The sequence below is a fragment of the Arthrobacter sp. ov118 genome (genome assembly GCF_900116495.1).
In the GTDB taxonomy this organism is placed as follows: Bacteria; Actinomycetota; Actinomycetes; order Actinomycetales; family Micrococcaceae; genus Arthrobacter.
This window is the reverse complement of record NZ_FPAY01000003.1, coordinates 101,346-114,579: the sequence shown is the minus strand read 5'-3', so window position 1 is coordinate 114,579 and position 13,234 is coordinate 101,346. Positions and strand designations below refer to the sequence as shown.

General features: G+C 64.0%; 14 protein-coding genes, 1 tRNA gene and 1 pseudogene. 10 read left to right on the top strand and 6 right to left on the bottom strand.

Annotated features, from left to right (window positions below; translation table 11 throughout):
* Window positions 1-10: 10 nt before the first annotated feature.
* Window positions 11-472: a hypothetical protein gene (locus BM372_RS08055; protein ID WP_090953960.1), complete on the bottom strand. Its 462-nt coding sequence runs from the start codon at window positions 470-472 to the stop codon at window positions 11-13.
* Window positions 473-706: 234 nt separating this feature from the next.
* Here BM372_RS08055 and BM372_RS08050 point away from each other — a divergent pair, with 234 nt between their 5' ends.
* The 4 genes from BM372_RS08050 (at window position 707) to BM372_RS08040 (ending at window position 3,922) form a co-directional block, all read left to right on the top strand.
* Window positions 707-1,000 (top strand): hypothetical protein, encoded by a 294-nt coding sequence (locus BM372_RS08050; RefSeq protein ID WP_090953958.1) that lies wholly within the window; start codon window positions 707-709, stop codon window positions 998-1,000.
* A 53-nt stretch (window positions 1,001-1,053) separates the two neighbouring features.
* The gene (locus BM372_RS08045) at window positions 1,054-1,890 is read left to right on the top strand and encodes a hypothetical protein (RefSeq protein ID WP_177235936.1); all 837 of its coding nucleotides are present in this window, start codon (window positions 1,054-1,056) and stop codon (window positions 1,888-1,890) included.
* 1,358 nt (window positions 1,891-3,248) lie between these two features.
* Entirely contained in the window at window positions 3,249-3,392 is a 144-nt protein-coding gene (locus BM372_RS20630; RefSeq protein ID WP_177235935.1) for a hypothetical protein, read from the top strand.
* Window positions 3,393-3,721: 329 nt separating this feature from the next.
* The gene (locus BM372_RS08040) at window positions 3,722-3,922 is read left to right on the top strand and encodes a hypothetical protein (protein ID WP_090953954.1); all 201 of its coding nucleotides are present in this window, start codon (window positions 3,722-3,724) and stop codon (window positions 3,920-3,922) included.
* Between the two features lie 16 nt (window positions 3,923-3,938).
* On the opposite strand, the gene BM372_RS08035 is transcribed toward BM372_RS08040, so the two are convergent.
* Complete coding sequence (locus BM372_RS08035) at window positions 3,939-4,256, bottom strand: hypothetical protein (protein ID WP_090953952.1); 318 nt, start codon at window positions 4,254-4,256, stop codon at window positions 3,939-3,941.
* Window positions 4,257-4,777: 521 nt separating this feature from the next.
* Between BM372_RS08035 and BM372_RS08030 the strand changes: the two genes are divergently transcribed.
* The 3 genes from BM372_RS08030 to BM372_RS08025 all read left to right on the top strand — a co-directional run bounded on the left by BM372_RS08030 (window position 4,778) and on the right by BM372_RS08025 (window position 7,211).
* Window positions 4,778-5,062: a hypothetical protein gene (locus BM372_RS08030; protein WP_090953950.1), complete on the top strand. Its 285-nt coding sequence runs from the start codon at window positions 4,778-4,780 to the stop codon at window positions 5,060-5,062.
* Window positions 5,063-5,850: 788 nt separating this feature from the next.
* Window positions 5,851-6,297 (top strand): hypothetical protein, encoded by a 447-nt coding sequence (locus BM372_RS20625; protein ID WP_177235934.1) that lies wholly within the window; start codon window positions 5,851-5,853, stop codon window positions 6,295-6,297.
* 32 nt (window positions 6,298-6,329) lie between these two features.
* Window positions 6,330-7,211 (top strand): lipocalin-like domain-containing protein, encoded by an 882-nt coding sequence (locus BM372_RS08025; RefSeq protein WP_177235933.1) that lies wholly within the window; start codon window positions 6,330-6,332, stop codon window positions 7,209-7,211.
* A 72-nt stretch (window positions 7,212-7,283) separates the two neighbouring features.
* Here BM372_RS08025 and BM372_RS20995 read toward each other — a convergent pair.
* Window positions 7,284-7,463 (bottom strand): annotated as a pseudogene (locus tag BM372_RS20995) (hypothetical protein); the annotation flags it as partial.
* Window positions 7,464-8,873: 1,410 nt separating this feature from the next.
* Window positions 8,874-8,960 (bottom strand) — tRNA-Ser (locus BM372_RS08010).
* A 129-nt stretch (window positions 8,961-9,089) separates the two neighbouring features.
* Here BM372_RS08010 and BM372_RS08005 point away from each other — a divergent pair.
* The 3 genes from BM372_RS08005 to BM372_RS07995 are packed head-to-tail and all read left to right on the top strand — an operon-like array spanning window position 9,090 to window position 11,646.
* The gene (locus BM372_RS08005; protein WP_090953944.1) at window positions 9,090-10,139 is read left to right on the top strand and encodes a dehydrogenase; all 1,050 of its coding nucleotides are present in this window, start codon (window positions 9,090-9,092) and stop codon (window positions 10,137-10,139) included.
* 3 nt (window positions 10,140-10,142) lie between these two features.
* The gene (locus tag BM372_RS08000; protein WP_090953942.1) at window positions 10,143-10,541 is read left to right on the top strand and encodes a 6-pyruvoyl trahydropterin synthase family protein; all 399 of its coding nucleotides are present in this window, start codon (window positions 10,143-10,145) and stop codon (window positions 10,539-10,541) included.
* A gap of 7 nt (window positions 10,542-10,548) precedes the next feature.
* Window positions 10,549-11,646, top strand: a complete 1,098-nt coding sequence (locus BM372_RS07995) for a glycosyltransferase (protein ID WP_090953940.1) — start codon at window positions 10,549-10,551, stop codon at window positions 11,644-11,646.
* A 158-nt stretch (window positions 11,647-11,804) separates the two neighbouring features.
* Here the strand turns inward: BM372_RS07995 and BM372_RS07990 are convergent, their stop codons facing one another.
* Window positions 11,805-12,944 (bottom strand): baeRF2 domain-containing protein, encoded by a 1,140-nt coding sequence (locus tag BM372_RS07990; RefSeq protein WP_090953938.1) that lies wholly within the window; start codon window positions 12,942-12,944, stop codon window positions 11,805-11,807.
* On the bottom strand, window positions 12,937-13,152 hold the full coding sequence (locus tag BM372_RS07985; protein ID WP_090954545.1) for a hypothetical protein: 216 nt from the start codon (window positions 13,150-13,152) through the stop codon (window positions 12,937-12,939). The genes BM372_RS07990 and BM372_RS07985 overlap by 8 nt, the downstream gene beginning before the upstream one ends.
* Window positions 13,153-13,234: the final 82 nt, after the last annotated feature.

The following is a 13,234-nucleotide window of genomic DNA, read 5'->3' as shown; positions in this document are numbered from 1 at the left end:
ACCGCTCCTGTCATCGCCGGACTGATTCTTCCTCCGGGAACTGGTCGATGAGCGCCTGGATCTTTGGTCGGCGTCGCGGAATCCAGACGGGATACCAGATCGCGATCCCCAAACAGAGTGCAGCCACAAGCACGCCGAACCACGGATGCTCGGGATCACCGAAGATCAGAAAAATTCCCATGGCCGTGAACAGGCCAAAGAGGAGGGGCCCAGCCCACATCATGTGCTGCTCCTGGCGGATGATCTTATTCAACTTGGGCACCCATGCTTTGGCGGACGCGTGCTCCGGCAGCTGCCCCGTGGCGATGGCCCGCTTGATGTTCGTTGCGGTGGGCGACCCGGGCGGCAGCTTCCGCTCCCTTCTCAGGACCCATCGGGCCACCACCAGCATGAGGATTCCAGTGACCACCCCGAACACGCCATAGATTGCGACGTCCTCCGCCGCGACCTCCTTGCCCCTGAGCAGTCTCACCCCAGCTGCAGGGCGGCCCACGCTATGGCGAAAACGAGCACGAGTATCCACAGCGGCGTGCGCCGCACCAACCCCCGCCAGCCCCTTCGGGAACTGCCGGTCACGGGGTGGTGCCCGGTTGAGGCAAGTCCATAATCGACCGCCAGAGCTTCATTGTTCCCCCATCCGATAGCCGACTATTGCGGATACCCTAACCGTCCGACCCTCGCGTATAGGAACGGTTATGCTCTGACCATGTCCACTTCTGAGGGGCGCAAACGCCTTGAACCACGGATGAGCCGCGGCTCCTGGAAATTCCGGACCTGGGCCGCCGGCCCAATGGTGGTGATCAGTGCACTGCTCGCCCTCAATCAGCTCGGGTCCAGCCACGGATGGGACCCGGTGTCGTTCTGGCTGTACACGGCCTTGTTCATCATCAGTGTCATCCAAGTGCTGTATCTGCTCCGGGTCCGAAGGAACGACGCACCCTTCTGGGACGAGGACGAGGCCCGCAGAGATGACTGGGACCGGCGCGGACGAAGGCTGTAGCAGATGCGCGCGGGAGAGAAGATGGCGCCATGGGCGAAGAAGGGCAGGCACCGATGAACGAACTCACCCTCAAGCCGACACCCCGCAGCCTTGTCGAGAAAGTCTATGACGCAAATGTCCCGCTATTTCTGGCGGTAGTGCTGCTCATGCCGCTGGTATTGGGCCCTCTTACGGACGCGCTTGGCTATTGGCCCGCCGTTGGCATCGGCGCCATTCTTATCGCTGTCGTGTCGGTGATTCTCAGCCTGCCCGTCATCCCGCTGAGAAGGCGGCGCGTGGGACGCGACGCAGAACAGGGGATCTTCGAGTGTGTGCACAGGGAGCAGGGCACGGCGCTGAAAGGGAGATGGGCCCGGGGGTACGCAAAAGCTGAACCCGGCAGACTCCTCTTCCAGGCTAAGACCGGACTGGCCGGCTCTCTGACCGGTTCCATCGAAATCTACGCCGCGCCGGCTCTGGTCGGTGTGCCGGTCAAGGCCCCATGGTCTGCCTTCCCAAGGGGAAGGATCGCGACCCTGAAGACCGACAGGGGCACCGTCGATCTGGCCGCGACTCCCGCAAGCATTGATCTGCTGGTCAATCGCTTTTTAGGGGGCGGGACTGAGCAGCCGCCGGTGGCGGTAACAGCAGCGGATGGGAGGAGCACGATGGTCGAAGCGGAAACCAAGCGGAGCCTGGGTCGCTACTGGACGCTCGTCCTTGTCGCTTTCGCAGGGGCGTTCGTCGTCGGGTTGGCAGTTGCCTATCTATCGGTCTGGATCATGGGCGGCCGGATGGGGGAGATCCAAGGCGTTGGAAAATACGTCGCGATCGTAGTCTCACTCGTCTGCGCATGTGCTGCGTACGCCATCGTTCTGCGGCAAGCGTTCAAATTCAAGCCCACAAAATAGCGGGCCGCCAGCGCCGAGCAACTAGGCGAATCAGGACCGATGGGCGCTCCGGGATTATCTGTTGGATGAGTTAGGAGGTGGTTCCATGGGCCGAATGGCAACAGCAGTTTCGCGGGCGTCTTGGTGGCAAGTCGCCTTTCTCGTCGCAATGGCCATCGTGAGTTTGCTGGATTTGACCCTGCCACGCGTGGTGGGTGGAGTCGTATTGCTGGCCCTGGCCCTGGTGGTCACTGTGTGCAAGCTTCTTGCCCTGCGTGCGCGGGACGATTTGAGTAGTCCAAGAGGAGAGAGATAGTGAGTGACTTTTGGCCGGGTCCACAAGAGGCAGCCGTTGCCAGAAACGCGGCCAGGAAGATGCCGGCGTCATCAAGAAGACCCACACGCTGAAGGCCGGCCAGCGCTGACCGGGGGTCGCTGGCACGACGCCGCCAGGGCGCTGTCATGGTGGGGGGTCATAAGCACCGGAATTCCGGGGGAGTCGCCGGGGCTTATGACCCCGTGCCGAAAAACCCCGGATTTCCGCGGAAGTTATCCCTCCCGTGCGCTCGATTGCTCCGGGCACCCGGAGAGTACCCGGAGCAATCGAGCGGTTCAGAGCGGTGTCTGAGAGAGGCCGCCGAGACCACATTGCCGACGAGCTGCGCTGGCGACGGGGTCATAACCTCGGCTGGCATTCAGCAAACGATCGCGCCACCGCTATGCGTTGACCGTCAGTGTGACGGGTGACGCTGTCTCCGGCCCGCCACATCCGACTGTTCTGCCGGTCTGCTGCCACGCCAAGGACGTCTTTTGCTCAGCGAGAGTCTTTCCTGTTGAGTCGAGAGCCCGGACGGTCACTGTCCCGGGGGAGTCCATCTCGAACCCAAACCGCCAACTGTCCGAGACGATCTTCTCGACCAGGATGCGACGCGCGGTGGGACCGCCACCGGGCGCGAAACCGAGACCGTTGGCCCCGGTTGGAGTCGCGGTCGCGGATGGAAGTACATCCTGCGCTGCTGGGCTCTCCGTCGCCCGGGAACATGAGTCCGGGGTGCACAACTGAACCCAGGACACGTTGCGGGTGTCTCCATCCAGGACCACAGTCACGAAGTTGGCCCATGCGATGGTCGGGCAAACCCTCGCGCACCCGGCAACCGGCACCAGTGTCGGCAGCAAGACTGTCAGCCAGGCAAGGGACCGCAGGAGTGTCATGCGGCCAGCATAAGTCCGGGTCACGATTAGAAGCTATGCCACTAGGTGGCGGCGCTACACCTCGCTAGGCTGGCGCCATGACAGGCAATGAATCGTCTCAGCCGCCTCGTAAGCGTTGGGCCTATGCAGCGCTAGCCGTTCTTGCTGGCGCCCTTGGTCTATTTCAGATGTCCCAGTTCCTCCACGGGGGACGCCCGGCGGAGGAATACTGGGTGGCGCTAGCCTTGGGCGTGATCTACTTTGCCCTGTGTGGTCTGTTCACTTGGACGTGGCGGACCACCAGCAGGGGCGGCTCCGGATCATTCACCTGACAGGCTACGACGTCGCCGGGGCACCAGCGTGAAGGCGGGGGCATAACACCGTCAATCTGCGGGGTCACCGGGGGCTTATGACCCGGTGCCGAAAATTCTCGGTTTTCCGCGGAAGTCATCGGCTCCCGTGCGCTGAATTGCTCCGGTCACCCGCAAATTACCCGGAGCAATCGAGCGGTTCCGAGCGGTCGGTGCCAGGGTTCGCACGAACCCGGCCCTGATGCGTTACAGGGAGGTTGACCTACCGAGGCATGGAGGGATCAGGTGGACCTTCCAGTTCCTTCCGCTCCTGCCGTGCGGCACGACCGACAGGTATCAGTGCCGCGACCATGATCACGCCCAACAGGATCGTGGTAGGCCAGAAGCCCAACCAGGGTCGAAGGATGGTGGCCACGATCATTGCACCTAAGAAGAGCCAAAGGCAGGTCAGGGCCAGCCGCTTCATTTTCGGCGGAAGGTTCCTGTACTCCTCGGAGCTGCTCATGCCCCACGATAACGCGCAGAAGGAGCGGACGGCGATGGTGGTGTGACCCTGGCGCTGATGCGTTACAGGGCGGTTGACCAGAAGATCAGCAGCAGCGAGGCGGCGGCAAGGGCGAACAGGAGGGCCAGCCCCTTCCCCGCAAGAGAGTATTTGGGGTCACGTACCCACTTCCCCGCACTTTGGTAGAGGACCACGAAGACGCCTGCCAGGCAGCCTATGGCGGCGGTCATTGCCGCAAGCGCAGCCGGACTGAAGCGGCTCGCAACGACCAGGGCAATGACTGTGCCCGCCATGAAAACCCAGCACACGACGATGGCTGCCTTCATGAACCTGGCCACGGGCTGGCGGGCGCGTGCGGTGAGGCTGGTCTTGGGTTCCATCAGCCTCACCCTACCCATTCGCATTCTTGAAAACGATGGGAACACGAGGGCCTATCCAACCCTGAGCGGCCAGCGGAGGTAGTGCGATCTCCCAAACGGGATTAGGCTTCGGCGATGGGGAACATGGGTGAGCGGCCGGTCCCGCTGAATTGGACTGTTTAGTTGTGGCTATTTGCATCGGTCCCGGTTGGTCTGGGCGTCACTTGGATAGTAAGAAACTTCAGCCCGGTAGCTCCGGACGCGCTGTCGATCCCTGTTGCCTGCGCCGTCGTCTTTACGATCGCTGGAGCAGTCTCGTCTCGCAGGGGACCAAGAAGGCTGAGCGGCGATGCGGATTCCACCTCTATGGAGCCGCGGCAAGAATAGGCTGTTGCCTACCGTCTATCGCCAGGGACATTGGTCGAGGGAGACGGGTCAAGGGGTCGCATGCTCCCGGGCAATCGAAAACTTGTTCACATGTGGACAACCCTGTTGAGAACGTGTGTTCGATAAATGTCCAGCATTCGATCTAAAATTGAGCCGTGATCAAGGCTGGCTCTCCCGAGGACATGGACCGGGTGATGGCGCGCATGGACGCCGACAAAGGCCGCCCGATGGATGACCGCTCTCCGATTCGGGACTTCCCGAAGTACGGGCGGCCTCTGGTGCAGGTCGGCAGCATCTACGGCAAAGCGGTGGCCTGGTCACGCAGCTACGGCCTGATCGAGTGGCTGGATTCCTCCGGCAAGTACCACCTGGGCTGGGCGCAGTCAGCGAGCATCAAGCGCGTGACGGCGGAGGAGTGGAAGGGCAACACCGGGCTCTAGCGGGTTTGGTCTACGGCAATGCCATCTTCGGATTTCCACCCGCCTAGCTTTTCCTGCCGAAGATACGTGTGATGGTCTCCCGCTGCCGTTGCTGCTGCAACTCTTGGTTAGGATCCCCGAACAGGTCACTCCGGTGGTCCCGTTACAGCCGCGGATTTAGTCGGCCAGATCCCACAAAATGTCCCCGGCGCCCGGCACCCAAAGCACGCCCCGGGCCGATGAGCTCCCGGGTCCGAGATGCCTGACCTGTGCTGGGCTGGTCGACTCGGGATTTGTGGGTCTTGCCCTGCCATATCATCCGTCCGGGGTGATGCTGGATGAGGTGGATCGGAACATAGTTTAAGCTGACGGTCTTTCGGGTGGGTGCCATGTGGAAACGTGGCGTAGCCGAGGTCGACGTGAATCGCGAAGCACCGGCCCGCGCCGCCGAAAGTGTTACTCGATTGATGGTGGTCGGGGCGAACCCTCATGTGACGGTTGCGAACGTGGCCCCACCGGTCCCGGCCGCACCAGGCAGGATTGATGCTTGGATTCCTCAGGGTTCATCACGACGTTGACCACGATCCCAGGCCGGTACGGGATGGTGAACGGCGGCCACCCTCTAGTGGCCGCACCAAGCTCCGCGGGGAATGCTCGAACCGGATGGCCGGATCAGCCATTCTCTCGTAGGGAGCGTTTGATGCGCGGCGTTCGAATCGGCCAACCAGCGCCGTGGGCCCGCGACGGATCCTCGATTAGTCGGCCGCGGACGACGAAGGCCAGTGGGGGGTCCACCAGGAGGTTTAGTTATGTATGAGAGTAAAGAGCAGAACCATCGCCCGGTGATCGACGGCGGGGGTGAAAGTGCGGACCCCGCCCGCGCGTCAGGACTAGGAATCGACCGTCGCAGGGTCTTGGGATCGGGTCTGGCGATGGCCGCCACGGCGGGTCTGTTGGCCGGTGTCGCTCCTCGGGCAAGCGCGGCAGCCCCCGGTGAGGGTGGCGCGTTCCAGGAAGTCAGCGGCCATGCCTTGTACCTCTTGCCGCAGGACCACAAATGGCACACGGGCGGAATCTACGACACCGGCCATTTCCAGGAGTGGCACTACTGGACCGGCTTCTTCACGGACGACGACACCGGGGAAAAGTTCGGCATTTTCTACAACATCACGAACAACCCGAGTGCTCCCGGGGGCCCTCGCTGTGGCAGCAAGGCGTCAGCTTCTCGTTCGGGGACTTCGCCAAGCAGGAGTTGATCTGGGCGCACGAGCCGACTGCTGTTGGCTCATTGCAGGGGACACGGCCGCCGGACTCGACCTCGCCGGACGACTTCCAGTACAACGCCAAGGGCCAGAACGTGGAATTCACCACGACGTATCGTGCCGAGCCGGACACGTGGCGCTTCCAATTCACTGGCGTTGCCGCAAACAACAACAAGTCACCCATCGTCATGGACATGGAGAACACGGCCCAGTCACCGTACGGCTACATGCCGGTAGGCCTTGGCGGCTTTGAGAACCAGAACATCCCCTGGAACGGGCAGAACCTGGATCCGGCCACCATGTACGCACTGTCCTACTACTACACAGCTCCGATTTCGAAGAGCAAGGGCACCGTCACCATCGGCGGCAAGACCCGCCATCTCACCGGCACGATCTGGTTTGAACACCAGTGGGGGAACTTCAACTCCGTGCAGCAGCCATGGACGACGGCGTATACCTGGGGGGCGCTGACGTTCAACAATGGCACCGTCTTCACCTGGCGCCAGTGGTACGGCGCACCCTACCGATCGGCTCCCCTCCAACCGATTCTGGAAATCGGCCGCAACTCGTATGGGACGCCCAACGGCACACCGGACGGCGCCCTTACCTTCCACGTGGGGAACAACGCGGAGTGGAAAGCGTTGAAGACCTGGAAATCACCGGTAAGCGGGCGCAACATCGCCACTCAGGTACAACTGACCAGCACCTTCGGGACCTGGTACCTCACGAACGTCTTCGACTACTACGAGATGCCCTGGGGCTACCCACCCTACGGGAACAATCCATACAGCTTTGTTGAAGCCGCGATGTGGATCCATACCGGCTCGGTCGACGGGCCGATTGTCGGCCACGCCTTCGAGGAGCAGGCCAACCAGTTCACCCTGTACCAGGGTGTAGTTCCCGGGTAGCGACTGCGGCCGCCTCGCTCGTAGCGGCATCCTTGCTGCACCCAAGGATGCCATCGCCATACTTCAAGCTGTTCAAATCTCGCTACACCGCCACCGGGGGGGGGGCTTGACCGGGCGTGAAATTTCTCGCTCGTCGCGGGAGGTGTGCTTGGTGCGTGCGAGGCGGTAGGAGTCGGTGCCGGTTTCGATGACGGTGCCGTCGAAGGTCAGACGGTGCACGATCGCTGCGCACAGGCGCGGGTCTGTGAAGGTTGAGTCGGGGGACTGACATGCGGCCGGCTGCCGTCAGAAGATTCAGGGAACATTGCAAGCCGAATAAGGACTCACAAGCGCATATCCATTTTTTTGGCCATGGCTTTATGCATGCGGATATGTGAAGCGCACTGAACCCGTATTCGCCCGGCTCCGGCCGGCGTCCGTCCGAACTCGCCGGCCGGCAGCCCATGGCGACAGAAGCGATCCAGCAGGGAACGGGTTGCACGCCAATGGGGACAGCCCAGCTTTGAGCTGTGCGGAGGGCTCCACCTGTCCACAACGGGCGCAACCTTCCGGTCACCGCCGAGGAGGGCGGCCCCTGGTCCTTCCGGCCTGCCAACCGGGAACGGCGGCGTCCAGAAGTTTGACCTTTTCAGCTTCGAGCTCGCCGTGACGGTGTTCTGCCGTTGGGCATGCACCCACACGCCGAGGGTGTGTTCCCGCCCAGAATCGCACTTCTTGTGGCGGGGCCAATCGTTGCCTTCCTCGCGGAAGTCCACGAGCTGGGCCAGCCGTCGGTGCCATCTGACTTCCTCTGCCGCTGTCCTGGGGTTCCAGTCCCATCCGGGGACTCGGGCAAGGCCCTCGCCGTAGCTGCGTACGGACCTGGGGTCCCGCAAGTTATAGGAAGTTCTAGGGGGTTATAGGGATTTTCGTATAACCCCCTAGAACTTCCTATAACTCGGTATAACTGCGGCCTTGGCCCTCCGAAAGCCCTGTGCTGAGAATCTGGTTTGTAGCCGCATGCCGTCCCCTATGGGGACCGCGGGCTTCCGCCCAGGCGGTTTTTTAGGAGCTGGTGCATCGTCCGCCTCGGTGACGCGAAGCCCTTGGCTGTTATGGGCCTCTCGGAGATGATGAATGCAACGGACTGAGAGGGGCCAGGCAATGTCTGATCTGGATCAGGAAGCGCGGGCGTCCAGGGAAGAAGCCATTCTGCGTATACGGAGGGGAATCCGGGCGGCCCAACTTCGGATTACCTTGGATGACCTCCAGGGACGTCAGACGCCGGAGGCGGTACTACGACTGGCTAAGCTGACACCGCCGCTGTTGCCGTCACCCTTTGTCACGTTGAGAACGCCGGACGGGAAGCTCCGAGCGGATCCGGCGTCACGGAGAGTATTGGCTCTGCATGTGCGCCGCAATATCCTGGCCACGCAGCTGAGGGTGGCCTTGGACAAGGAACGGGGCCGGGTGACTCCCGAAGCCGTGACGAGGCTGGCCCAGATGGAGCTTCCATCTCTGAGGTAAGGGATCTCGGCGAGGCCGTCGAGACAGTCGCCGTGCCTCATGCGCGTGCATTAGCATGACCGCCGCGGCAGCAGTTCCCTGAAATGTGCACCAAAAATGCACCACAAAGCTCCTGAGGATGCAGAAAACCCCCGGTCTCCCGGGGGTTTTCATTCGCGGTGACGGTGGGATTTGAACCCACGTTGGCTTTTACACCAAACAACATTTCGAGTGTTGCACCTTCGGCCGCTCGGACACGTCACCAACCTGACTAGGGTACCGGAGGCGGGCACTCATCCACAAAACGAGCCCCAGCGGCGCTCCGACATCGCCCATATCCGGGCGCGGCGGTCTTTCCACCCATCCCGGCAGGGCACTAGATTCGTAAGCACAATGACTATTTCTGAACAGCATGCCAGCGCCACCGCCTATTGGACCGTCGGCCCGGAACAGGGCGAACTCCGGAGCGAGGACCTCCCCGCTCCCGGACCCGGCGAGGCGCTGGTCCGGACCCTGTATTCCGGCATCAGCAAGGGCACCGAGCTCGTCGTCCACCAGGCCAGCGTTCCGGCCTGCGTCGCCGCGGCGATGGCCGCCCCCAACCAAGAGGGGGACTTCCCCTACCCGGTGAAGTTCGGGTACCTCACCGTGGGCGTGGTCGAAGCCGGCCCGGACGACTGGACGGGCAAGACCGTCTTCTGCCTCTACCCGCACCAGGACCGCTTCGTCGTCCCGGTCGAATCACTTACCGTGATCCCCGACGGCGTTCCCGCCCGCCGCGCCGTGCTCACCGGCACCGTGGAAACCGCCGTCAATGGACTGTGGGAAGCCGGTCCCCGGCTGGGTGACCGGGTCGCGGTGATCGGCGCCGGCCTCGTCGGCGGCATGGTGGCCAAGCTCCTGGCGGGTTTTCCGCTGGAGCGCCTGCAGCTGATCGACGTCAACCCGGCAAAGCGCGCGTTCGCGGAGGCCCTCGGCGTCGACTTCTGCCACCCCGACGACGCCCTGCCGGACTGTGACATCGTGATCCACTGCTCCGCCTCGCAGGCAGGCCTCGAACGGGCCCTGCAGCTGGTGGGGGACGAAGGGGACATCATCGAGATGTCCTGGTACGCCGACCGCTCGGTCACCCTGCCGCTGGGCGAGGACTTCCACGCCCGCCGGCTGTCGATCCGCGCCAGCCAGGTCGGGCTGGTGGCCCGGGCCCGGCGGCACCGCCGCACGAACGCCGACCGTCTCGCGCTCGCCGTCTCCCTGCTCCGGGATCCGGTGTTCGACGCCTTCCTCACCGGTTCCTCCGCGTTCGCGGAACTCCCCGGCGTCGTCCAGCGGCTCTCCGACGGGACTCTCGACGCCCTGTGTCACGTCATTGAGTACCCGCCCAGCGGAACCCAGTCCACCGAAATCTCATCCACCGTCCAGCCAACCGAAGCCACGAGGTAATCCGTGTTCAGTCTGACCGTCCGCCGTAACTTCATGATCGCCCACAGCCTCCCGCGGGAGGCCTTTGGCCCCGCCCAGGGCCTGCACGGGGCCACCTTCGTCACGGAGGTGACATTCCGCCGTCGTGAGCTCAACGACGACTCGATCGTGCTGGACATCGGCGCGGCGGGGGACGTGCTGGACGGGGTCCTCGACGGGCTGAACTATAAGAACCTCGACGAACACCCCGACTTTTCCGGCAAGCTGAGCACCACGGAGGCCCTCGCGCAATACATCGCCGACGCGGTGGCGGCGCAGGTCCGCGTGGGCGGGGACGGGCGGGCCCTGGCCGGGCTGGATGTCACCCTGCGCGAGACCCCCGACGCCTGGGCGGCCTACTCGCTCAACTTCGACGCCAGCTAGGCCGCAGATGGTGCCGGCCAGCCTCCGCCTCCGGCTCGTCGTGCCCGGCAACATCCGGCACAATTCCGGCGGGAATGTGTACAACGCCGCCCTGGCGCGCGGGCTTGCCGACCTCGGCGCCGAAGTGGAAACATGCCCGCTCGACGGCGGCTGGCCCGGCGGCAGCGCGGAGGACCGGCGCCGGCTTTCGGGACTGCTGCTTTCGGCGCCCCGGGGGTCTGTGACCCTGGTGGACAGCCTCATTGCCTCCGGCGCGCCCGAGGAGATGGAAGCGGCGGCGGCCGCCGGGCACCCGGCCTGGATCCTGCTGCACATGCCCCTGCCGGACCTTGAACGGGAGGGCCGTGCCATGGCCGCGGCCGCCGGCGTCATCTGCACCAGCGGTTCGGCCGCGGCGCGGATCGCTGCCCGGCACGGCCTGGACAATATCGGGGTGGCCCTTCCCGGCACTGCATCCGCCCCGCTGGCGGCCGGCAGCCTGGCCACCGGCTCCGGCGTCCCGCACTTCATCGCCGTGGCTGCGCTGTTGCCGAACAAGGACCAGGCGCTCCTGCTTGACGCGCTCGCCCAACTCACGGAACTGCCGTGGACGGCGTCCCTCATCGGCTCGGACACCGCCGACCCCGACTACGCCGCATGGCTCCGGGACTCCGTGCAACGTTTGGGCCTGGTGCGCAAGGTCAGTATCCCCGGCGAGCTCCGGGGCGGAGCGCTCGAGGCCGAATGGAGCGCAGCCGATCTCAGCCTGCTGATTTCCCGGGCCGAAGCATACGGCCTGGTGGTCATCGAATCCCTGGCCCGGGGCATTCCGGTGGTGGTCCGCGACGGCACGGGCGCCGTGGAGGCGCTCGCGGCCGGCGGCGGAACACCGCTGCCCGGCCGCGCCGTCGGCCTCGGAACGGACCCGGCCCCGCTCGCGGACCTGCTGCGCCAATGGCTGACCGACGCCGCGCTGCGGGCACGCTGGCGGGACGCGGCCCGGGCTGGGCGGGGCCGGCTGCCCGGCTGGGACGCCACGGCCCGGACCGTGCTGGAGATCGTGGGTGCGCACGGGCGGCCAACGGGGTGGTCGCCGCGACCGTCACAGGCTGGCTCGGCCGGCTGACGAGGCTGCGGCGTTCTCTTCCGCACGTCCTCACCCCGTGACCGGGGTGCCATTGAGCGGCACGAGGAAACGCGGGCTACGGTCTGCTGCGACCCCATCGAGACCACGCCGGCCATACCTGGACTTGCGCTGCCCCGACTGGATTGGTTGGTAGCGGTTTATGTTTCTGCAGGTGCCTCGGGTCCGACGGGCCAACGGAGCAGCGCTGCAATGGTCACCCCGTTGGGAAGTGCCGGCGCAGGAATCAGTTGGACGCGAGCGTCGGTAAGCGCCGCCGCGCGTAGCAGGGCCGGCGGTGCTGGAACTTTGCCCAGGATTTCGGCTCCTAAGGCTTGTTCCTCGGAGTTGGCTATCCATGGCTCGGCGCCCAACGCGAGCAGAGCATGTTCTGAAAGTGCTTGATCATCAAAAATCAGCACGTCCACCTGTGCTTGCTGAAGGGCTTGCACGACGGGACCGATGCCTGTTGCCGACTGCGGATTGGGTTGCCCTTCTTGTTCCGCGAAACGGTCCATGAGCTGCTGCTGATCCGCTGCCCACTGTTGGGCCACCAGGGAATCTATTTCATCGTCAAACTTTTCCCGATCGGAACCTGCAGCCAGCGTGTGGGAGTCGACGGTCCTCAAGATTGCCTTGCTGGCCTCCGACAGCTGATCCGCCACCAGCTGGCGCGCACGAATGTCGCCGGCCAGAACCAGCAGCCGGGCACGGTTTTCCCTGACCACCTTGTCGATCACTTCGACGACCTGATCGGCGTTACGCCGCCAGATCTCTTCAGTGTGATGCTGATACCGGCCCTGTGACCATCCACCGCTGGGGACTTTCTTGAGGGTTTCGTCCGACCCGTGGACGTACTGGCTTTCGTCCGTTTCCTGCTTGCCGGCGCGGTGCAACCGGATCTCGCCTTCGTCGCGGCTGACTTCAGCTACTACATAAGGGAACGCGTCCGGCTGATGGTTCATGAGCGGCAGCAGATCAGGAATGGCGTCCCTGGTGATTCGTTCGCCCCCGACGAGAGGGCCGGGCAGCAGTTCATTAATGACGGTCGCGCCGTCCCTGACAAGAACAAAGCGGCTGACAGGTGACGGCTGGCCCGTGGCAGGTTGTATGGCTTCTGCCATGGCATCCAGGTCCGGTTCGGACGCCTCCTGTGCGGTCAAGGCGTTGCGCACATTGTCTGGCTGGACCTCCGAGGCTTCCAGACTGTCAACAGTGCCCGTGCTCGCGTCGACGTATGCCAGGCACCAGGGGCCGCGTTGGCGGTAAAGATCCGCGTACTTGGTCAGCAGCTCACTCACCGGAGGCCCCTTCGCCTTCGCCGTCTGCCGGGGTGGTCGGTTTCAGTGCCTCACGGACTTCTGCTGAATCGGTCTCGTCAGGAAACGGCTCAGTCTCCCGCCCTTCTTCGACGTGGGCAGGCTGGTTGCCCCGGACCATCCCTTCGGTTTCATGCTGCATTTGATCATCCAGCTGCGATCCGTGCTTGGTGTTTCCGCGTTCAGCCACGGTAATCACCCTTTCTGATTCGTAAACGTGTTGCGTTGACATTCCGAACTGCAATTACCCGGCCGGGGGCAGCGGGTGGGCC

What these genes read in the sequence shown, in the direction of transcription:
- BM372_RS08050 (WP_090953958.1), top strand. Translation starts at nt 707, where the DNA reads ATGTCCACTTCTGAGGGGCGCAAACGCCTTGAACCACGGATGAGCCGC.
- BM372_RS08045 (WP_177235936.1), top strand. Translation starts at nt 1,054, where the DNA reads ATGAACGAACTCACCCTCAAGCCGACACCCCGCAGCCTTGTCGAGAAA.
- BM372_RS20630 (WP_177235935.1), top strand. Translation starts at nt 3,249, where the DNA reads ATGTCCCAGTTCCTCCACGGGGGACGCCCGGCGGAGGAATACTGGGTG.
- BM372_RS08040 (WP_090953954.1), top strand. Translation starts at nt 3,722, where the DNA reads ATGATCACGCCCAACAGGATCGTGGTAGGCCAGAAGCCCAACCAGGGT.
- BM372_RS08035 (WP_090953952.1), bottom strand. Translation starts at nt 4,256, where the DNA reads ATGGAACCCAAGACCAGCCTCACCGCACGCGCCCGCCAGCCCGTGGCC.
- BM372_RS20625 (WP_177235934.1), top strand. Translation starts at nt 5,851, where the DNA reads ATGTATGAGAGTAAAGAGCAGAACCATCGCCCGGTGATCGACGGCGGG.
- BM372_RS08005 (WP_090953944.1), top strand. Translation starts at nt 9,090, where the DNA reads ATGACTATTTCTGAACAGCATGCCAGCGCCACCGCCTATTGGACCGTC.
- BM372_RS07995 (WP_090953940.1), top strand. Translation starts at nt 10,549, where the DNA reads ATGGTGCCGGCCAGCCTCCGCCTCCGGCTCGTCGTGCCCGGCAACATC.